Source organism: Paenibacillus sp. FSL M7-0896 (assembly GCF_037975415.1).
GTDB classification, from domain to species: Bacteria; Bacillota; Bacilli; order Paenibacillales; family Paenibacillaceae; genus Paenibacillus_AQ; species Paenibacillus_AQ silagei.
In genome coordinates, this window is record NZ_CP150250.1 from 93,815 (window position 1) to 114,440 (window position 20,626).

19 protein-coding genes are annotated in these 20,626 nt (G+C 54.6%); 9 read left to right on the top strand and 10 right to left on the bottom strand.

The window, feature by feature from the left end:
- Positions 1-88 precede the first annotated feature (88 nt).
- From MKY12_RS00390 to MKY12_RS00430, 9 genes are all read right to left on the bottom strand, one after another.
- Complete coding sequence (locus tag MKY12_RS00390; protein ID WP_036732876.1) at positions 89-421, bottom strand: helix-turn-helix domain-containing protein; 333 nt, start codon at positions 419-421, stop codon at positions 89-91.
- Positions 422-742: 321 nt separating this feature from the next.
- Positions 743-1,333: a TasA family protein gene (locus MKY12_RS00395; protein ID WP_036732873.1), complete on the bottom strand. Its 591-nt coding sequence runs from the start codon at positions 1,331-1,333 to the stop codon at positions 743-745.
- Between the two features lie 37 nt (positions 1,334-1,370).
- Positions 1,371-1,967, bottom strand: a complete 597-nt coding sequence (locus tag MKY12_RS00400; RefSeq protein WP_036732870.1) for a TasA family protein — start codon at positions 1,965-1,967, stop codon at positions 1,371-1,373.
- A gap of 99 nt (positions 1,968-2,066) precedes the next feature.
- A complete protein-coding gene (locus MKY12_RS00405) occupies positions 2,067-2,669 on the bottom strand; it encodes a signal peptidase I (protein WP_339253127.1) in 603 nt (200 codons plus the stop codon).
- A gap of 1 nt (position 2,670) precedes the next feature.
- On the bottom strand, positions 2,671-3,981 hold the full coding sequence (locus MKY12_RS00410) for a hypothetical protein (RefSeq protein ID WP_339253128.1): 1,311 nt from the start codon (positions 3,979-3,981) through the stop codon (positions 2,671-2,673).
- 715 nt (positions 3,982-4,696) lie between these two features.
- Positions 4,697-5,674, bottom strand: coding sequence for an aldo/keto reductase (locus MKY12_RS00415; RefSeq protein ID WP_339312452.1), 978 nt, complete (start codon positions 5,672-5,674; stop codon positions 4,697-4,699).
- 64 nt (positions 5,675-5,738) lie between these two features.
- Complete coding sequence (locus MKY12_RS00420) at positions 5,739-5,951, bottom strand: hypothetical protein (RefSeq protein WP_339253130.1); 213 nt, start codon at positions 5,949-5,951, stop codon at positions 5,739-5,741.
- A 263-nt stretch (positions 5,952-6,214) separates the two neighbouring features.
- Entirely contained in the window at positions 6,215-6,805 is a 591-nt protein-coding gene (locus tag MKY12_RS00425; protein WP_327196509.1) for a PadR family transcriptional regulator, read from the bottom strand.
- On the bottom strand, positions 6,783-8,303 hold the full coding sequence (locus MKY12_RS00430; protein ID WP_339312454.1) for an MDR family MFS transporter: 1,521 nt from the start codon (positions 8,301-8,303) through the stop codon (positions 6,783-6,785). The genes MKY12_RS00425 and MKY12_RS00430 overlap by 23 nt, the downstream gene beginning before the upstream one ends.
- A gap of 268 nt (positions 8,304-8,571) precedes the next feature.
- Between MKY12_RS00430 and MKY12_RS00435 the strand changes: the two genes are divergently transcribed.
- From MKY12_RS00435 to MKY12_RS00445, 3 genes are all read left to right on the top strand, one after another.
- Positions 8,572-8,919 (top strand): metal-sensitive transcriptional regulator, encoded by a 348-nt coding sequence (locus MKY12_RS00435; RefSeq protein ID WP_036732850.1) that lies wholly within the window; start codon positions 8,572-8,574, stop codon positions 8,917-8,919.
- A 389-nt stretch (positions 8,920-9,308) separates the two neighbouring features.
- A complete protein-coding gene (locus MKY12_RS00440; protein WP_036732845.1) occupies positions 9,309-9,509 on the top strand; it encodes a copper ion binding protein in 201 nt (66 codons plus the stop codon).
- 117 nt (positions 9,510-9,626) lie between these two features.
- Entirely contained in the window at positions 9,627-12,083 is a 2,457-nt protein-coding gene (locus MKY12_RS00445; RefSeq protein ID WP_339312455.1) for a heavy metal translocating P-type ATPase, read from the top strand.
- A 237-nt stretch (positions 12,084-12,320) separates the two neighbouring features.
- On the opposite strand, the gene MKY12_RS00450 is transcribed toward MKY12_RS00445, so the two are convergent.
- The gene (locus tag MKY12_RS00450; RefSeq protein ID WP_339312457.1) at positions 12,321-13,259 is read right to left on the bottom strand and encodes a DMT family transporter; all 939 of its coding nucleotides are present in this window, start codon (positions 13,257-13,259) and stop codon (positions 12,321-12,323) included.
- A gap of 208 nt (positions 13,260-13,467) precedes the next feature.
- Between MKY12_RS00450 and MKY12_RS00455 the strand changes: the two genes are divergently transcribed.
- The 6 genes from MKY12_RS00455 to MKY12_RS00480 all read left to right on the top strand — a co-directional run bounded on the left by MKY12_RS00455 (position 13,468) and on the right by MKY12_RS00480 (position 20,626).
- A complete protein-coding gene (locus MKY12_RS00455) occupies positions 13,468-14,811 on the top strand; it encodes a PLP-dependent aminotransferase family protein (RefSeq protein WP_339253135.1) in 1,344 nt (447 codons plus the stop codon).
- A gap of 160 nt (positions 14,812-14,971) precedes the next feature.
- Complete coding sequence (nfsA, locus tag MKY12_RS00460) at positions 14,972-15,724, top strand: oxygen-insensitive NADPH nitroreductase (protein WP_339253136.1); 753 nt, start codon at positions 14,972-14,974, stop codon at positions 15,722-15,724.
- 1,018 nt (positions 15,725-16,742) lie between these two features.
- A complete protein-coding gene (locus tag MKY12_RS00465) occupies positions 16,743-18,005 on the top strand; it encodes a prolyl oligopeptidase family serine peptidase (protein WP_339312459.1) in 1,263 nt (420 codons plus the stop codon).
- A gap of 109 nt (positions 18,006-18,114) precedes the next feature.
- Positions 18,115-18,702 (top strand): TetR/AcrR family transcriptional regulator, encoded by a 588-nt coding sequence (locus tag MKY12_RS00470; RefSeq protein ID WP_339253138.1) that lies wholly within the window; start codon positions 18,115-18,117, stop codon positions 18,700-18,702.
- A gap of 275 nt (positions 18,703-18,977) precedes the next feature.
- The gene (locus tag MKY12_RS00475; protein WP_339312460.1) at positions 18,978-19,889 is read left to right on the top strand and encodes an ABC transporter ATP-binding protein; all 912 of its coding nucleotides are present in this window, start codon (positions 18,978-18,980) and stop codon (positions 19,887-19,889) included.
- Positions 19,889-20,626, top strand: a complete 738-nt coding sequence (locus tag MKY12_RS00480) for an ABC transporter permease (RefSeq protein ID WP_209877392.1) — start codon at positions 19,889-19,891, stop codon at positions 20,624-20,626. The genes MKY12_RS00475 and MKY12_RS00480 overlap by 1 nt, the downstream gene beginning before the upstream one ends.

Sequence of the window (20,626 nt, forward strand, 5' to 3'; positions counted from 1 at the left end):
CCTTTTCTGTATGCCGCTTGAAAGGCTGCCTTCGCCGAAGGCGGCCTCCCTGCCGTGCGGAGTCTTCCCTGTGGCATATAATGCCCGTCTAGTTGTCCTTTTGTTCCATGCGCCATTTCTGGTAATCGAGGAATTCCTTGAATTCGCGTTTGCTTATACCGGAGGCCATGGCCTCCTGAACAAGCCGGAACCATTCCCCGTCCAGAGCCTGTTCTTCCGTCTCTGCCAGTCCGCCATACAACAGTGCATGAATGGATACCTGAAGCGCGTCAGCGATTTTTTCGATGAATTGAATGGAGGGGTTGGATTGAATGTTCCGTTCCACATTACTGAGGTATGATTTCGCCACATCAGCCTTATCGGCAAGCTCGGATAACGAATAGCCCTTCTCCAGCCGGAGTTTGTGGATGCGGCTTCCCATAGTATCTGACACGATTACAACGCCCTCCGTACTTTTTTTGGTGAAAAATAAGAAGTGATATGCTTCGCGCTATACATTCTCCTTATCTTTCTCGTTGAAACGGTACCGCCCGTTCGAAGGCCGGCAAAGCCGTTTTCTCTTGTCAGTATAACAAAAATCCGCAAAACGGACAAAAATCCTTGAACCCGGCAGCGGGAAAAAAGAAACGGCATACCCGGCCCGGATGAGGGAGGATATGCCGTCTTGATGGATTGCTGAAACGCTGCCTTCCTAATAAAAGGACGGCAAAGCCATTTTCACTTGTATAGGCTGGCCCCTGATCTACTTGGCTTCTCCCACTCCTTGAAGAGCATCGAAGGTCCAGTTCAGAGCTAAGCCGTCACCCTGGAAAATGTTCTGATCGAGCGTGTTGTCTACGAATTCGAAGGCGATCTTGAAGGTCTTGGACCCGGCGGCGGCAATCCCTCCTGGCAGTACACCTGCTGCTACGAGATCGTAGCTGGGGGTATTTTTCAGATCCTTCAGGGAGATCTCGGACAGCACATGACCGCTTAATGATCCGCCGGTGTACGTATTATCGAGGAGCTTGACCTTGAAGTGGTCTCCGAGATCCTGGCCCGCGTTATCGCCCTTGGCATCGGTCACGGTGTAAGTGGTGGCAAGCTTGAGGAATTTGATATCCAGTGTGCCGTCATTGGACAAGGTGAAGGTGCGGACGGTGTAGTCTCCCGGCTTCAGATTCGTCAGCGCTACCGGAGTATTGAAGGAAGAGCCGAGCTTCAGCGTACCCGCTGCGAAGGTTGCCGTGCTGGTAGCTGTGGAGCTGAAGTAAGCGAAGGTGCCCCCGCCGATTAAAGACAAGCCCAGTGCTGCCGATGCTACGCCAAGACCCAATGTTTTTTTGATACCCATTATTTATTTCCTCCTCGAATGGTTTGTTTTTGTGGAATTATTTGAGCGTGCCTTTTTCCTGGTTGGCTTCGAAATTCAGAGTCAGTGCAAGCGTGTCGCCCTGATAATAGTTCTGCGGCTGGAGGGTCTCCTTGAAGGCGAACTGGATGGTCAGGTTATCCGAGGTGCCGGCTTTGATGCCGGACTTCTCTCCGCCTAAGATCGCTCCGAGAATTCCCCGGGCCACCAGATCGGGACTCTCCTGCTCCAGATCGGCCAGCGAGATGACCAGGAGCGGCGATTCCTTCTTATCCTTGTTCACGAGGAAGGTCACAATAATATCATCCTTGAAATTATGGGAGCCGTTGTCTCCCTGGGCGTCTGTAATGGCCGATGAGGTGCGCAGTACCACTTTGGGAATATTGAGCGTCCCGTCATTTTTAAGTTTGAAGTCCCGTAAGACCGTATCACCCGGCTTGAGATTGCTGAGATTAACAATGACGGAGGGGTCAGATTGCAGTGATAGGGTTCCGTTGTTAAAAGAAGCTGAGGAAGTAGAAGTGCTGCTGAAGTAAGCGAAGGTGCCTCCGCCGACCAGGGTTAAGCCTAATGCTGCCGATACAACGCCGAGACCTAATGTTTTTTTGACGTTCATTTGTTCATCCCTCTCTTATGAGTCTGCTTTGTGCATAGCCGGTGCTTCCGGCAAGCTGTATTGTGGCTCCGCGTTTCGTAAACGGGAGAGAACAATTGATCATTGTACGAGATCAGTCAGAGTATCCGGCCCGCCGCTGCTGGCTGCGGATGACGGGGCATTCTTCTTTTCCAGTGCTGCAACGGCCTTCCAGGAAGAATACAGCGCGTAGAGAAGCAGGAGCAGTCCGGGAATAATCATCAGCACTACGCTTCCGGCTTTGGAGACTGCGAAGCTCATGGCATAGCCCGCATAGGGGACGGTCACGCCGGTGTACTCACCTACCACATTCGTGGAACTGACGGCTGCGGTGTCGGCTGAATCATTATTGTCGCCCTTGGTGGTGTAGCTGGCTTCCCCCAGAGCACTGTTCAGCTCGGCATCGACCACGCGGTGGGTAATCAGAATATTATCGGGATTCAGAAAAGTGATCACATCGCCCTTCTGGAACCGGGTCATATCCCCGCCCGGCTTAATGGCCACAATGGAACCGGTCTGGATGCCGGGCTCCATGGAGCCGGATAATACCGTCTTGATCTGGTAGCCGAAGAAGGAGGGCTCGCCGCCGGAGGCCTTGGAGATCACAACGGCTGTGATCAGCACCAGGAACACTATTAGAATCAGAGTGGAAATTATCGTATTGGCTATTTTTCGGATGCGCATCTTATTCGCCGCCTTTGCTGGTGTCGGATTGTGGAGCCGGTGTAGCTGTAGGAGCAGGCTGCGCGCCGTCCATTACAGTGCCTGGAATTACGCTGCCGGGTAATGGATCTGGAGTTGCCTCCGGTAAAAGAATCTCAGACGCCGGAGTGGCAGTGGGAATAACCTCTGCTGCTGAAGAAGCTGTGGGGACTGGATTGTCCTCTACAGGCGCTTCGGGAGCGGGCACCTCTGTCGGCTGGCTTTTGTCAGGAGGACTGGTTGCGGTCGGCTGGTTCTGGGCTTGTTCATGCTCCAGCTTCAGCGCTTCGTCAGCAGCCTTCTGCTTCTCTATGGCGAGCCGCTGGGCTTCCTCCGCTCTGGCTTTATCGGCTTTTTCAAGCGCCAGGCGTTCCTCTTCCTCTTGCTGTGCCTTCGCCTTGTCCTCCAGGGCCGTCTTGGCCTCAGCGATTTCTGCCAGCCGTTCCTGCAAGGTGTGAATTGTGGAGGACAGGGTATCCTTGGACGCCGTTAATTCGGTATTCAACTGCTCATACGTGGTCAGCAGCGCGGGAGATACCTGCGAATCTGCTTGGTAGGCGCTGGTTACGAATGAGAGGATAGGCTCCTCGGCGGGGAAGCTAGAGTCATGCTGCCGGAGCAAGACGCGGTCTGGATTGCCTGTAGGCAAAGATCCGCCGAAATCATGAATCGAGCCAAGGTACTCTACAATTCCGCTTAACGTCTCCGCCAGCGATTCCGACAGAATCCCGCTTTGATGAAGACTCTCTTGAAGCTGGTCGAAGAACTGTGCATCACGGATTTCCAGACAGTTAGGGTCGAGATTCATCATATACCCTCCGAGCTTGTGCAGAATGGCCGCTGCATGGCCGATTTCCTGCAGAATTTGTTGCCAGACCGTCCCGTTGAAGCTCAGCTGCTTCTCCAGCAGGTCGATCTCGCTGCCAGCTTGAGTGAGCTCGGACGAGAGTTCATCCGCAGCCTGATCCAGCTCTGCAAGCGACAGCTCTCCGGCAGCGACTGAGGTGTTATACACTCCGCTGATGCTATGGCTGCCAAGGGAAGCTTTCAGCTCTATGACGGTGTTTAGATGCCCGCTGAATTCCGACAACAACTGCTCAATCTGACCCGGGAAAACCGAACACAGCCCGATGGAGCTGATCTGTTCCTGGGAGGTGTTGAACTCTCCATAGGTGCTGCCGATCTGGCCTGAGGTGTACATCAGGAGCACAGATATGGCCATACCCGATTGCAGAATCCGCAGGCCGAGCTTCCTGGTTTTCCGTTTGCGCCGCTTGGCAGATCTGGGGTACATAGCTAAGCCCCCTCTCGAGTTGCTAATGAATAATTCGTTATATTCGTTCTTAATAAAGAACGATATCGTAAGCAAATCATACACTGTGCTGCTGAGAAAAGAAAAATGTTATTTTCAGCGGAATGTTCGCAATAAAGTACGAAATGTATGGGATATCTCGATTTATCTGACGATATCGCTGTTTTTCACAAAAGTTCATTATAAAGAACGGTCGGCGAGCGTGGCTGGGAGGAGCAGAGAAAGGTGAGGGGGAGACGAGGGGGAGGTAAAGTGCATAGGAGTTATCCGCTGATAGTGGGCGGGAGGTGGAAATGAGGTGCATTAGTGCCCCTGAATGGGGCGAAAGTAGGCGGCGAGCGGGAATGAGGGGCATTAGTGCCCCTGAATGGGGCGAAAGTGGGCGGCGAGCGGAAATGAGGGGCATAAGTGCCCCTGAATGGGGCGAAAGTGGGCGGCGAGCGGAAATGAGGGGCACAAGTGCCCCTGAATGGGGCAAAAGTGGGCGGCGAGCGGGAATGAGGAAAGTAATCGGACTCAATGTATGCGAGTATAATTCGGATGCTGCACCAGTTGGCTAAACGATAGGGTTAGCGTATTTCGACACAAAGAAGGTACTGTCCATACAAGGACAGTACCTCTCCGCTATTTTATGAAAATGTCCGGTTTCGCTGAATCTGAACCTGTTCAATCATGTAATTTCCAGTAAAATTCAATCTCAAGGAAGCTTCTCCCCGCGGGAGGTGACGTACAGCTCATACCATTCCTTGCGTGAGAGCTCTACCTGGTCTGCGTCTGCACAGGCGGCGATCCGCAGCGGATTCACGGTGCCAATGATGGGCTGGATGGCTGCGGGATGCGTCATTAGCCAAGCCAGTACGATGGCCTCGGGTGTCGTGCCCTTCTCGTCAGCGAGTCTCCGTACCATGGCTGCTGTATTCACAACCTTCTCCGGCTGGCCTTCAAGCGGCCGTCCGCTGAAGAGTCCCTGGGCCAGGGGGCCCCAGGCCTGGAGCTGGATGTTCCCGGCGCGGCAATACTCCATGGTGCCCTCCGGGAATGTAATGTCCTTCCACGGGTCGCGGTTCACGCTGAGTACGGCGTCGACCCAGCTGATCCGGGACAGGCTCATATGCAGCTGGTTGACAATGAACGGCTCGTCGCAATAAGTCTGTAACAGCTGGATCTGGGCGGCGCTCATGTTGGAGACGCCGAAGTGGCGCACCTTGCCGGAGGCCTTGAGCTGATGGAGTGCTTCCGCCACCTCTTCAGGGTCCATTAACGGGTCGGGGCGGTGCAGCAGCAGAATATCAATATACTCTGTGCCCAGCCGTGCGAGAGTTCCATCGACGCTGGACAGAATGTGCTCCCTGGAGAGGTCGAAGCTATTGGAGATATCGCCTGGCTCCATCAGCTTGATGCCGCATTTTGACTGGAGGAGAATGTCCTCGCGCAGCCCCGGCCGCTCCTTGAAGATCTGCCCGAACACCTTCTCCGCCTTGCCCCGGGTATAGATATCCGCATGGTCAAAAAAATTAATACCTATAGACAGCGCCGCATCCAGCGCCTCGTGTCCCTGCTTTATGTTCGCAGCCGTGACCGGTTCACGGTCCCACCCGCCGCCCAGCCCCATGCAGCCCAGGGCGATACGGCTGGCAGGTATGCCGCGCCGGTTAAGGGGTAACGCTCTCAGCAATGTGATCCCTCCATACCATTAAGCTTGTAATGCTCCGATGATACTACCGGAAAAGCATACATCTTTAGAACCCGGTGTGGTATCTCTTGTCACTGGAGGAGCGGTGTTTTGTGGTCTCTTTATCCTTCTCTTCCTCTTTCTCAAGAGTCAGGTCCTCTACCGGTATCGGGTCCACATGCTGCTCGCTCTCATCTACATCGAACAGGCTGGGCTTGTCTGTAGGGTATTGCTCCGGGTGGTCACGCTCGTCTCTGATCGGCTTTTTATCATCGCTCATAGCGGCTTCACTTCCCTTTCCAGAGTATCCGCCAGGGCGGGGCCGGCACACCGCACGAATACAAACTGTAGTACAGCCGGATGCCCAAGCCGCTCGCCAGCGGTTTGCTCCAAATATAAGAATTTATATGTTGCACACGATAACTTATCCTTCTATTTCTCGCTGAAACGGTACCGCCCTTTAAAAGGTCGGCAAAGCCGTTTCCACTTGCTAATAAACACATATCGTCTTCGCTAAACAATCACATCGGCTATCTACTTCTTTTAGTCTGCGATAATCGGTCTGCCGATATCATTCATTTTGCGGACGGCTACATCCTCATACAGGCGCTTCAGCCATTTCAGCTCGGTCTGGCTATGCTCATATCTGCCGTACATCATATGCAGCACCGAGCGGGGCACGATGGAGATATGCTCCTCGTATACTTGGTAGGCATAATTCACCTGATGCTCCGCCTCCCGGATGCGTTCCTCCAGCAGCTTCGCCACCTTGCCCTGGTCGATATGACGCGCGAGGGCCAGGGCCATGTACAGCGGATGATAGGGTGGATCACTTTTTTTAATCTGCTGGAGAATGAGCTGCTCCATCAATTCTTTGCCTTTATCCGTAATGCGGTAGATGGTCTTATCCGGCCGGTCCGGGCTGTGGATAATCTCTACCGCCTCGATATGGCCGCCTGCGGCCAGCTTGTCAACGGCATAATATAAGGAACCGGTCTGCAGCTTGATGACTTGATCCATGGAGCGTTCCTTCATGACCAGGGTAATCTCATAGGGATGCATATCCCGCTCCAGCAGAAGTCCCAGAATCAGCAGCTTCATCGGCATGGGCTTACCGCTGACCTTGATTTGCACCGTGCTGGCTGCCCTGCGGCAGCAGACGGTCCTTCGGCATCAGCAGGACGAAGACCACCGTAAGCACCGCCGGAACGATGGCCCACAAGAAGGTATGCGAGATCGACGAAGACAGTGAGTTCGTGATTTTCTCCAGTACAGGCGGCGGAATCTGCGCTCTGGCCTCGGGCGTCAACGCGGAACGCGGGTCGCCGAAGGAAGCGGCCTGGCCGCTGTCTCCGAAGGCTGTACTAAGCTCGGAGGCGAAGTGGTTACGCTGGATGATGCCGAAGATCGTTATCCCCAGCGTCATCCCGAGCGAGCGCATGAAGGTACTGGTGGACGTTGCCGAGCCGCGCTGGCGCATGTCGAAATGCTGGATCGAAGACAGGCTGAGCACGGAGAAGGAGAAGCCGACTCCGAAGCCGGTCAGGGCCATGAAGGCATTAAGCGCCATCCGGGAGGTCTCTGGGGTCAAGGTGCTGAGGGAGTAGATCCCGCCTACGAAGCAGACTGCTGACAGCAGCATGATGTTGCGGAAGCTCGTTTTGGTGGTAAGCAGGCCGCCGGACTGGCTGCCGATTACGGTACCGATCATCATCGGCATCAGAATCAGGCCGGAGTTGGTGGCCGAGCCGCCGTATACCCCCTGGACGTAGATCGGGATATATACCGTTGCTACGATGAATGCCGAACCATAGAACAGCCCCAGGATACTGCTGGTTGCGAACAGGCGCCCCCGGAACATGGCGAAGGAGATGACCGGCTCTGCCGCGAATTTTTCAATGACAATGAAGGCGATCAGAAGCACGGCGAACGCAGCGAACAGTCCGAGAATGGCCGCAGAGTCCCAGGCATACTGATTACCGCCAAGCTCCAGGGCGAACATCAGGCAGATAATCCCTGCCACCAGGGTGAAGGCGCCGCCCCAGTCAATCCGCTGCTTGGAATGCGATATGGATTCCTTGTAGGAGGTCATAATAAGGAAGAACGAGACAATCCCGATGGGCAGGTTAATATAGAAAATCCAGTGCCAGCTCATATATTCGGTGATATAAGCACCAAGCAGAGGCCCAATCACACTGGAGATCCCGAAGACAGCGCCGAAGAGTCCGGTGAGCTTGCCTCTTTTCTCAGGCGGGAAGATGTCGAAGACAATCGTGAAGGCAATCGGCATCAGTGCACCGCCGCCAATCCCTTGAATCGCACGGTAAATACTGAGCTGGGTAATGCTCGCCGACGTTCCGCACAGGGCGGAGCCAATCAGGAACACGATAAGCCCGAAGATGAAAAACCGCTTGCGCCCGTACATATCGGACAATTTGCCGAAGATCGGGGTGCCGGCCATAACCATGACCATATAAGCAGAGGTGACCCAGACGATTTTATCCAGTCCTCCAAGATCGGACACAATCGTGCCCATAGCTGCGGCAACAATGGTATTATCCATGGCCGACATCAGAATGCCGAGCAGCAGTCCGACAATGACGAGCTTGAGATTACTTTCTTTGGTGTGCATGTTAAGCTCCTTTATGTTTAAAATTCAATGGAATTTTATTATATTCAAATTTGAATAGGGTGGCAATTGTTTTTTTCAGGAGGACAGACGGGTTGGGATCTGCTTGGGAACTTGCATGCGTGTACTTGGTATTCCTTATCGGCCGGTCCTTTATTCCAGCTGCAATAGGGCAAAGTATCTGAAGGAGGGGCGGAGGGCACTTGTCCGCTAAGGTCTTGACATACCCATGGGGGGTATATTATATTGGTACATAAGGAGGCTGATTCCTGTGTCTACAAATGAGAAGGACCCTGCCGGACAAGATTGCGCCGAAGCCTGCCATTCTTCTGCTTCCGGCGACCGCAAGAGTCATCATTCCCCGGAATTCAAGAATGGGCTGACGACCCGGCTGAACCGGATTGAAGGGCAGATCCGCGGTGTGAAAGGCATGATTGAACGCGATACCTACTGCGATGATGTGCTGAATCAGCTGGCGGCGGTGCAGGCGGCCCTGAACAGTGTCGGCAAGCTGCTGCTTGAAGGCCATATGAAGAGCTGCATTATCGAACGGATCGAAGCCGGTGAGCATGAGGTGATTGATGAGCTGCTGGTCACGGTGAACAAGCTGATGAAATAAAGGTGGGGCCTGGAGAAATGGAACGGTGAAGATCACCTTTGTAGGGGATTTAATAGTTCAAGTTCTCCAGGCTGTGGTGAGGAAGAAGAAACAACCAAAGGTCTGATTGTACTTAGTGCAATAGAATTCCTGCTAAACAATCCAAACACCTATTCTATTGTATTCCGTACAATTGAAGTCAGGGAAATAAGGTTAAAGTGCCTAAAAGTTGAAAATCTAATGTACAAAATACAATAGATTCGATTTGGAGGCTGATTTATCCGGTATCTGTTGTACAAAGTACAATCAAGCACAGCCATCCCTTCCTCGCGTATCAAAATCTATATAGCTGGCTGTCGAATATGAACACAAATTATGCGTATACCAACAACAATTAGGAGGTTATTCAAATGTCGAATGTAACACTGAATGTTGAAGGAATGTCCTGCGGTCATTGTGTAAGTGCTGTAGAGAAGGCTGTTAGCGGCGTAGGCGCTGCGGCGAAGGTGGATCTGCCGGCGAAGACGGTGGCGGTTGAATTCGATGAGAATACGGTAAGCCTGGATAAGATCAAGGCTGCTATTGAAGATCAGGGCTACGACGTAGTGTAAGCTAAGGGTGTAATATAAGGGCTTGGAGCAGGGAACCCTGGGGTACAGGGCCGGGCGCCAATGCCTTTTCTTTTCAAAATAAATATACCCCTTGGGGGTATATGGAGGTGCATGAGGATGGAAAAGAGTGCAGAGTCCGCCCCGCAGCAGCAGGCAACGCTGCAGATTACCGGCATGACCTGCTCCGCCTGTGCGGCGCGGATCGAGAAGGGTTTGTCCCGCATGGAGGGGGTGACCCGGGCGAATGTCAATCTGGCGCTGGAACAGGCTACGGTGGGCTTCGACCCGGCGGCTATGGATGTGCCGCAGATGGAGGAAAAAATCCGCTCTCTGGGCTATGATACGCTAAAGGAATCGGCGGATTTCGATATCACAGGAATGACCTGTGCGGCTTGCTCGTCACGGATTGAGAAGGTGCTGGGACGGATGCCGGGGATTGCTGCGGTCAATGTGAACCTGGCGTTGGAGACCGCGCATGTGGAGTACTCGCCGGGTAATATCAGTACCGCCGAGATAATGGATAAGGTGAGCAGCATCGGCTATAAGGCGGCGCTTAAGCAGGACCGGAAGGATATCGCGGAGCAGCGCAGCGAAGAGATTACACGCAAGCGGAATAAGTGGATGATCTCCGCGCTGTTATCTCTCCCGCTGCTCTGGGCCATGGCAGGCCACTTCTCGTTCACTACGTGGATCTGGACGCCTGAGCTATTCATGAATCCCTGGTTCCAGCTTGTGCTGGCTACCCCGGTTCAGTTTGTGATCGGCTGGCAGTTCTATGTCAGCGCCTATAAGGCGCTGAAGAACGGCAGTGCCAACATGGATGTGCTGGTGGTGCTGGGCACCTCTGCGGCTTATTTTTACAGCCTGTACCTGACGATCGATTCCCTGAAAATGAGCGGGATGAACCATACCGTGGAGCTGTATTTCGAGACCAGCGCGGTGCTGATCACGCTGATTCTGGTGGGCAAATGGTTTGAGGCGCTGGCCAAAGGGCGTTCATCAGATGCGATCCGCAGCCTGATGGGGCTGCAGGCCAAGACAGCGCTGGTGCTGCGGGACGGTGCAGAGCTGAGTATTCCGGTGGAGGATGTAGTGATCGGCGATATTGTGCTGGTGAAGCCCGGCACGAAGGTGCCTGTAGACGGTGAAGTCGTAGAGGGGCTATCCTCCGTCGATGAATCCATGCTCACGGGCGAGAGTATCCCGGTAGAGAAGAAGCCGGGGGATTCCGTTATCGGAGCCACGCTGAACAAGAACGGAATGCTGCGGGTCAAAGCCCGCAAGGTCGGCCGCGATACGGCGCTGGCACAGATCATCAGAGTCGTGGAGGAAGCGCAGGGCTCGAAGGCGCCTATTCAGCGGGTTGCCGATGTCATCTCCGGGATCTTCGTGCCGATTGTGGTCGGTATTGCTGCCGTAACGTTTGGTGTCTGGTATATCTGGGGAGCGCCCGGTCAGTTCGCGGAGGCCTTGGAAAAAGCCATTGCGGTGCTTGTCATTGCCTGTCCGTGCGCACTGGGACTGGCGACGCCAACCTCGATTATGGCCGGGTCCGGGCGGGCTGCTGAGTTCGGCATTCTGTTCAAGGGCGGGGAGCATCTGGAAGCTGCGCAGGGCGTGAAGGTAGTGGTCGTGGATAAGACCGGGACCGTGACCAACGGCAAGCCGGTGCTGACCGATATTGTAGCGACTACAGCAATAGCTGCACAAGGCCGGGTGCTTGGCGAGAACCGGCTGCTGGCCATAACAGCGGCTGCGGAGAAGCTCTCGGAGCATCCGCTGGCGGAGGCCATTGTGGCCGGAGCACAGGGCAGAGGAATCGATCTGCCGCCTGCGGGCCAGTTCGAGGCGGTACCGGGGCGCGGGGTGTCGGCGGTAGTGGACGGCCAGAAGGTAAGCGTAGGCACACGGCGGATGATGGTGGAGAACGGGCTGGATATCGGGCCGTGGACAGGGATCATGACCAAGCTGGAGCAGGAAGGCAAAACAGCGATGCTGGTAGCCGTCGATGATGCGGTAGCGGGAGTGATTGCCGTGGCTGACACCATCAAGGAGACCTCCCGTGAGGCGGTATCCCGGCTGCATGCCATGGGCATCGACGTTGTCATGATTACTGGAGACAACAAGATTACGGCCCAGGCGATTGCGGATCAGGCGGGCATCCGCACGGTTCTGGCGGAGGTGCTGCCTGAGGGCAAGGCGGAAGAGATTCGCAGGCTCCAGAGCGGCGGGGTCAAGGTGGCTATGGTAGGCGACGGCATCAACGATGCTCCGGCGCTGGCGACCGCGGATACAGGCATGGCGATCGGCACCGGCACGGATGTGGCGATGGAGGCGGCGGATATTACGCTGATGCGCGGTGATCTGATGAGCATCCCGGATGCGATCCTGATGAGCCGCAAGACTATGCGTAATATCAGGCAGAATCTGTTCTGGGCGCTGGCCTACAATACGGTCGGAATCCCGATTGCAGCGCTCGGCTTCCTGGCGCCCTGGCTGGCCGGAGCCGCGATGGCCTTCAGCTCGGTGTCGGTTGTACTGAATGCGCTGCGGCTACAGCGCGTCAAGCTATAAGAATTATGCGGCCTGCCGCAGCCGGAGTCATCCGGACGGACAGAAGGCCGCAACTCAAAGAATCGCCGGAGTGTATCTGCCGGCGATTCTTTATTTAAATATAAGAATTTATATATTTTACTCTATAAATTATCCTTCTATTTCTCGCGGAAACGGTACCGTCCTTTAAAAGGACGGTACCGTTTCCGCTTGTTATCGAAGAAGCTGAATGGATAGGCGAATGAAGTCTAAGCTACTCTATTCGCTGGCTGCTGCGGAAGCTGCAGCGGTCTTTTTCCGGCCAAGCAGGTTCGTGCCAATGACCCCGGCGATGATCAGGAAGGATCCGATCCAGTGATAGACCGTAATCTGCTCACCCAGGAAGACCGCTCCGGCTGCAATGGATACGATGGTGGACAGATTAGTGAAGACGCTCATGAGTGAGGCCTCGATTTTGGATAAAATATAGGTTGAAGTCAGGGTTGTGACCAGCGAGGCGACCACCCCAAGATATACGGCGGACAGGACAAACGTTGCGCTTCCCAGCGGATTCAGGAACTCCCCGAGCGTCCCGCTGACTGTATGACCGGTGAGCGAGATGATCAGGAAGGTGGCGAAGCCGACCCCCATCATCAGGTAGCTGAGCTCAGCGGGGCTGAAGTGGCTGGAGAGAGAGCGGGCCAGCACACTGTACCCGGCAAAAGCGAGACAAGTCATGAACAGCAGCACAATCCCGGTCATATTAGACAGCTGAATGCCGCTTCCCTTCATGACGAAGATGAATACCACGCCGAATACCGAGAGGAAGATGCACAGCTTTTGCAGCAGGGTGGTTTTCTCCTTCAGGAAAATCGAGGCGATGATCATCGTCACCACCGGAGTGAACGAATAGAGGATGCCTCCCTCGGCTGAGGTGGCGCGCTGAAGTCCGAAGACCTGCAGGGTGAAGAAGCCGAGCGGGTACATCGCGGCGAGCAGCAGGGCCCGGCCCATCGGCTTGCCCCGGTAGGAAACCTTTACCCAGCCGAGGGCGACCGGAACCGACATGACGGCAAAAGAGGCGGCGAACCGGAAGGTCAGCGTGTCGAGCGGCCCGGCATGAACGAGCGCCACTTTGGTGAACAGGAAGGAGAAGCCGATAATGACCGCATTGAGTACGGCGAAGCTGTAGGCCAGCTTGAGTCCTTGTTTGTGCATGGGTACATCTCCTTGTAGGTTAGTGAAGATTGGATGCTGTAAACATTCGATCTATTACTTTAAAATTAAAGGAAAAGGCGTACACCAACAATACAAGGTTTCCTTAACTGTACCGGTACAGTTTGCAGCGATCCCTATATAATAAGGGAAGAATAATAGGATAAAATACAAGGCATAGCATGGTAATGACGGCGAACGGAGGCGGGCGATGAACAAGTATCATCAGGTGATCACAGAGCTGGAGCGGCAGATGAAGGAAGGGCAGTACCGCCCCGGGGATAAGCTACCGTCTGTGCGCAGTGCTTCAGAAATCTATGGCTGCAGCGTCAGTACCATTCTGAAGGCTTACGGGGAGCTGGAGCGGACGCATACGATCTACTCTATTCCGCAGAGCGGCTATTACATGGTGGACAAGAGTGACGATTCGGCAGCGGCGGGGGGTGAAGGGGCGGTTGATTTTGCTTCGGCTTCGCCCGATCTGAACGTGTTTCCGTACCTGGACTTCCAGCATTGCCTCAATAAAGCGATTGACCAGTACAAATACCATCTGTTCACCTATGGCGATGCGCTGGGGCTGGAGACACTGCGCCGCACCCTGGTGTCGCATCTGGCGGAGTATCAGGTGTTCGCCAAGGCGGAGTCGATCCTGATTACCTCCGGGATACAGCAGGCGCTGGAGATTCTGGCCAGAATGCCTTTTCCCGGCGGCAGGACGGAGATTCTGGTAGAACAGCCGGGATATGATATCTATCTGCGGTATTTGGAGGCTGAGGGGCTGCCGGTGAGCGGAATCGGGCGTTCGGCGGCCGGCATCAACCTGCAGGAGCTGGAGGAGCGGTTCGCCAGCGGGAGATTCAAGTTTTTTTATACGATGCCCAGATATCACAATCCGCTTGGGACAACGTACAGCACCGAGGAACGCAAGGCCATTGCCGGACTGGCAGCAAGGTACGATGTCTATATCGCCGAGGATGATTATATGGCGGATCTGGGGATCGGACGGCGTTATGACCCGATCTATGCGTATGACCAGACCTCCCATGTCATTTATCTCAAAAGCTTCTCCAAAATCATCTTCCCGGGCCTCCGGCTCGGTGCGGTAGTGGTGCCGCAGCCACTGCTGGAGACCTTCCGCTCCTATAAAGGCTACACCGATACCTCGCTGCTGTCGCAGGCTGCGCTTGAGGTATACATCAAGAACGGGATGTACGGGCATCACAGGCACAAGATCAAAGCTATGTACGCCAAAAAAATCCGCGCGGTATACGAAGCACTTGGGCGGCATAATACGGAAGGCATCATCGAAGCCTCTGCGGACAGCTCCGGCATCTATATCCAGTTCAAGCTGCCGCTCACCGTCAACCTGGAGCGTCTGGTCAAGCGCCTGGCCGGGCGGAAGATCCACGTGGTGCCGGGGAACGGCTTCTATCTGCCGGGTTACCAGAGTCGCGACAAATTCCTGCGCATCAGTATTTCCCGGGCGGGGCTTACGCAGATTGATGAGGGAATCCGGGAGATAGTCCAGGAGGTGAAGCGGGGGAGCGGGTGGTAAAGGCCTTAGAGGCGGAAGAGGCTAAAGAGTCGAAAGAGCCGAAAGAGTCGAAAGAGTCGAAAGAGGGAGGAAGAGGCTGGAAGGAAGCCCCACTTGTTGTCTGAGCCGCGAAATGGGATCATAATAGGCTTATATAGGAGTGAAGAGAGGCGGGATGATAATGAAACCCACGAATGAAACCCTTGAGCTGTTGAACCGTCATACCTCTGTCCGCCAGTACCAGGACAAGCCGGTTAGTGACGAACTGCTGGCAGCAGTGATTGGAGCGGGGCAGATGGCTTCGACCTCCAGCAATGTCCAGGCGTACACAGTTATTGCTGTAACGGAGCCAGCACTGAAAGCCCAGTTATCTGCCTTATCCGGCAATCAGGTGTACATCGAGCAGTGCCCGGTCTTTCTGGTCTGGTGTGCGGATCTGTACCGGCTGCGGGAAGCGTCTGCTCCGCATTTGGAGGAGAAGCCGTCCTATGAGGACACGGCCGAGAATCTGATTGTAGCGACTGTCGATGTGGCGCTGGCCGCGCAGAATGCTGCCGTTGCCGCAGAATCGTTTGGCCTTGGCATTGTCTACATCGGCGGCATCCGCAATCAGATCGCCGCTGTATCTGAGCTGCTCGGCCTGCCAGAGCTGGTCTATCCGGTCTTCGGCATGTGCCTCGGGTATCCGGCCGCCGTGAACGGCATCCGCCCGCGCCTGCCGCAGGCAGCGGTGCTGCATCATAACGGCTACAATGCCGAAGCCGCAGTGGAACAGGCCCGCGTATACGACACCATCTCCAGCGACTATATGCGCGAGCGTACCGGCGGCCAGAGCGCAGCCTCCTGGTCGGAGATGATGGCCGGCCGGCTGGCTCAGCCTGCCCGGCTGCACATGAAGGAATTCCTGCTTAGCAAGGGATTCATGCAGAGGTAGAGATTTGGTGAGCCTTCCCCGTGGTCGCGGGGGAGGCTTTTTTTGGATTGGAGGGGCGCGGGGCGAATGTATGCGAAAAACAGGCATGACAAGACAGAGGCCTTGTCGCCCCCAGGAATGAAAATAAGTCGGGTGCATCAGTCGCATCCCGACTTTTATTTTCGTATTAACCGAACATAGTGGTCTGGCGCGAAGGTACGCAGGCTCAATACGCCACATCCAGTAACAAATATTGAAATTTCCTGCAAGAAATGCAACAATGCTGTCCAATATAAGCGGCCTATGCAGAAATCCTGCACCAAATGCAACAATGTCAGAGCTAACCTGCTCAAAATACCAAAATTCCTGCAAATGATGCAACATTGCACCGCAGCCAGTAAGATGTCTGGAGAAATCCTGCAAAAACTGCAACAATGTTGCTCCATACAAGCGGTTGGTGAGAGTGAAAACCATCAAAATTGGCCAGAGATAGGCAGAACGTCGCCAAGATGTGCTACTGCGTGTGATCGGGGCGAATGTATATGGAAAACAACATACAATGTGCAACTTCAAGGGTTAGCGGGGCGAATGTATGTGGAAAACAACATACAATGTGCAACTGCAAGGGTTAGCGGGGTAAATGTATGCCGAAAACAACATACAATGTGCAACTGCAAGGGTGAGCGGGGTGAATGTATGTGGAAAACAACATACAATGTGCAACTGCGGGGGGGGAGCGGGGCGAATGTATGTGGAAAACCGATTACAGTGGGTTCGATTGAAGGTGAGTGAGACGAAGCGAGCGGAATACTATTCCCCCATTTGATTATTTTGCACGTATTGAAAAATTGCATCAAAAGAAATATTGCGTGTTGCGCAAAAATATGGAAAGTGCTAAAATCTGGTTAGAGACCGAATTTCGCTGGACGCCAACACCCGGGCCCGGAATCGCGCCGTAGCCTGATTCCCTCTTCCGCTTCGCGGCTGTGTCTGCTGTGGATGATCTTGAAAGGATAGATTGGAGAAGGAGGAGAATGGTATGGTACAGGTAGATGGGCAAGAGACAAAGGTGGCTGCACGATTGACGCACAAGGTATTCTTTGAGCGGGATGACATTGAGTTCACATTCCAGTGGCTGCTGTCGTTCGTATACTGCGGCGGTGTGGCACAGGGGGAAGTATTCAAGCTTGCAAGGAACATCGATCCCGGCTCTTTAACCAGCTGGAAGACTGAATTCGAGAAGGAAGCCGTTAAAATCGAGGCAACAGCAGAGCGCTGCATGAAGAAAGGGCATCTGATCAGCGCCGGTGAGGCATTCATTCGTGCCCATTCGTATTACAGGGCAGCCTTCTATGGAGCTTTTCCCGGTGAACCGGATTTCGTTCGGTATCACGGAAAAAGTGTGGAATGCTTCCGTAAGGCGCTTGATGCGAAGTCTGAGCAGATTCCCCATGAGTGGGTCGAGGTGGAGTACAAGGGGTATAAGTTCCCGGGCTGCTTCCTGAAGGCGGAGCACGGGAATGCGCCTAAGCCAACGATTATTTTCCATAACGGCGGGGAGACGCACAAGGAAGATACCTATTTTCTCGGAGGGCAAGCGGCTATTGACCGGGGATACAACGCGCTGATCGTAGACCTTCCTTATGATGTATGTGTCAGATTCTATGAGCCTGAGGCGACAGCCCGGAACTTCCCGCGCGAGGAACTGCATAATGTCTACAGAGCCACCACGGATTTCGTCCTGGCCCGTCCGGATGTGGATCCTGAGCGGCTGGTGGTCAGCGGCATGAGCTATGGCGGGGCCAAGACGATGGTGCATGCCAGCTGTGACGACCGCTTCGCAGCGGCAGTACCGAACTCCCCGGTATACTCCATGGCGTCCTTCATTGAACGCGGGATGCCTTCATTCCTGCGGGGCACCGCGGAAGAAGCGGCGGAGCAGAGCAAGAAGATGCCCTATACCGGCCAGGTTCTATTCGCCGGATCGGCTTGGTCGCACGGCTTCGATAGTATTGCCGAGTGGTATCATGTAGCCAGGGAAGCTATCGAAGTGGACCCGAAGGACGTCAAATGTCCCCTGCTCTCCATGTATTCGGAAGCAGAGCATCCTGAGATGCAGCGGCAAGCGATAGACACTTACGAGAAGGCTCCGAATGAGAAGAATGCGATATTCAAGGGGACGGAAGAGGATGGTGCCGACCTGCATTGCCAACTGAACAATCTGCCGCTCAGCTATCAGGTGATGTTTGACTGGCTGGACGAGGTGCTGGATTATAACATTCAGCTTCCAGTGGCGCAGTAAACCATTCCGCAGAATGATACCAGGGTCTGTAGTGCTGAAACTTTCAGCACCGCAGGCCTTTGATTACATATAGAATTGACTACATACAGGAATGGAGACATAGACGGACATGACGACTGAGAAACCGGGCTTGAGAGAACGCAAGAAGGAAGAGACCAGGCGGACGCTAAGTGATGTAGCCTGCAGACTTGCCATGGAGAAAGGGGCCAGTCAGGTTCGGGTGGAGGATATTGCCGCAGCTGCGAATGTCTCCATGCGGACGTTCAATAACTATTTTGCGTCCAAAGAGGCTGCTATTGTCGGCAATGCCTATCAGCGTTCCGAGCGGATAGCGGCTACCCTTGCCAGCCGTCCTTCAGGTGAACCGCTTCAGGACTCCATCCGCGCCGCTGTGCTTGACGGATTCGCTGAGACTACAGACCGGCAGTGGTATGCACGCATCGTCCTCCTCCGCGATGATCCTGCATTGTTCGGCGCGACACGGAAGGTGGAGATCGAGATTGAGCGGGAGCTCGCCAAGGTGATATCGGAGCGTACACACAAGGATGTGAAGCTCGACCTGTACCCGGATTTATTGGCCGCGCTGCTTATGGCAGCGATACGCACAGCGGTTTTCCATTGGGTAAGCGCCCCTCCCGGAGGGGAGACGCTGAACGGCATGCTGGAACAGGCGATTGGGCAATTGAGGTTTGAGTAATATGCACACGGAGGCGCTCCTGCTACGATAACGGAATCGTGGACAGGAGCGCTTTATTTAAATATAAGAATTTATATGTTTCACATGATAAATTATCCTTCTATTTCTCGCTGAAACGCTACCGTCCTTTAAAAGACCGGCAAAGCCGTTTCCACTTGTTGCCCGGGTGACAGTTGTCACTTTGAATCGGTGACAGTCCATACTGATGCTTCTCTCCGGTCTCCGGTACTATAGCAATATAGCCAAGAGGGCAGAAGGACACGGAGGGATACACGATGGAACATGTCATTGAAATGAACAATGTCAGCCGCAGCTTCCAGGAGAAGCAAGCGGTGAAGCAGGTGAGCTTTACGATTAGCCGCGGCTCGATCACAGCGGTGCTTGGCCCTAATGGAGCCGGCAAAACCACTACACTGGCGATGCTTCTGGGCTTGCTCGAGCCCTCGGAGGGCAGCGTGAAGGTGTTCGGTCTTAAGCCGGCAGACGTCAGAGTGAAGCAGCGGACCGGAGCCATGCTCCAGGAGGTCAGTGTCATGGACCGGCTCAAGGTCCGGGAGCTTCTGGCCCTGATCCGCAGCTATTATCCGCAGCCCATGGAGATGGAGGTGCTGCTTCAGGCGACGGGGCTGGGGGAGGCGGATCTGAACCGCTATGCGGAGAAGCTCTCCGGCGGACAAAAGCGCAGTCTCAGCTTCGCGCTGGCGCTGGCGGGCAACCCGGATCTGCTGTTTTTTGACGAGCCCACGGTGGGGCTGGATACGACAGCGCGGCGGCATTTCTGGGAGAGGGTGCGGGGACTGGCCGATCAGGGCAAGACGATTCTGTTCAGCACCCATTATCTGCAGGAGGCGGAGGATATCGCGGACCGGATTCTGCTGTTCAACCGGGGAGTGCTGGCGGCGGACGGAAGCCCGGATGAGATTAAGGCGAGACTGGTCAAGAAGTCGCTGTCCTTCCTGGCGTCCGGCGACCCGGCGCTGCTGCGCGGTCAATTGCTGGAGCTGCCAGCCGTGGAAGGCTGCTACGAGAAGGATGGACGGCTGCATGTGTCGACAGGGAATACGGATGAGGCGCTGCGGGCTATTTTCGTGAACGGGCTGGCCGTGCAGGATGTACGGATCGACCAGGGGAAGCTGGATGAAGCGTTCGAGCAATTGACCCTGAATCAAGAGGAGGCGGCAGTATGATGAACCCTATGATAGCCCAGTGCAAGGCAGAGCTGCTGCGGATTATCCGCAATCCCTATTATGTATTCTGGTCGCTGCTCATGCCGATTATGTTCTACTTCATCTTCACCCGGGTGGTGAATACGGGGACGGACGATACGAAGCAGTGGCAGGCGCATTATCTGATGTCGATGGCGGCCTTCAGCGTGATGGGCTCGGCGATTATGACCCTCGGCGTCCGGCTGGTGCAGGAGCAGACGCAGGGCTGGAATACGTTTATCCGCATTACTCCGCTGCCGTCTTCGGTATATTTTTTCGGCAAAATGTTCGGTCAGAGCATCATGCATCTGTTCTCGGTTCTGTGCATTTTCGCAGCCGGGTACCTGATTAACGGGGTATCGCTGACAGCAGCGCAGTGGCTGCTTAGCGGACTGTGGCTGCTTGCGGGCTCTCTGCCTTTTCTGGCGCTGGGTACGATTATCGGGTCCATGAAGCGGGTGGATACGGCCAGCGGGGTGAGCAATGTGCTCTATATGGGGCTGGCGGTGGCCGGGGGCATGTGGATGCCTCTGGAGATTATGCCTAAGCTGATGCAGAAGATCGGACACTGGCTGCCGTCCTACAATTATGGAGATGGAGCCTGGGCGATTGTAGCGGGAGATTCCCCGTCGTGGAAGGCCGTACTGCTGCTGCTCGGTTACCTGGCTGTATTTATGTTATTATCGGTCTATATAAGGCGAAAACAGGAAGCGGTGTAA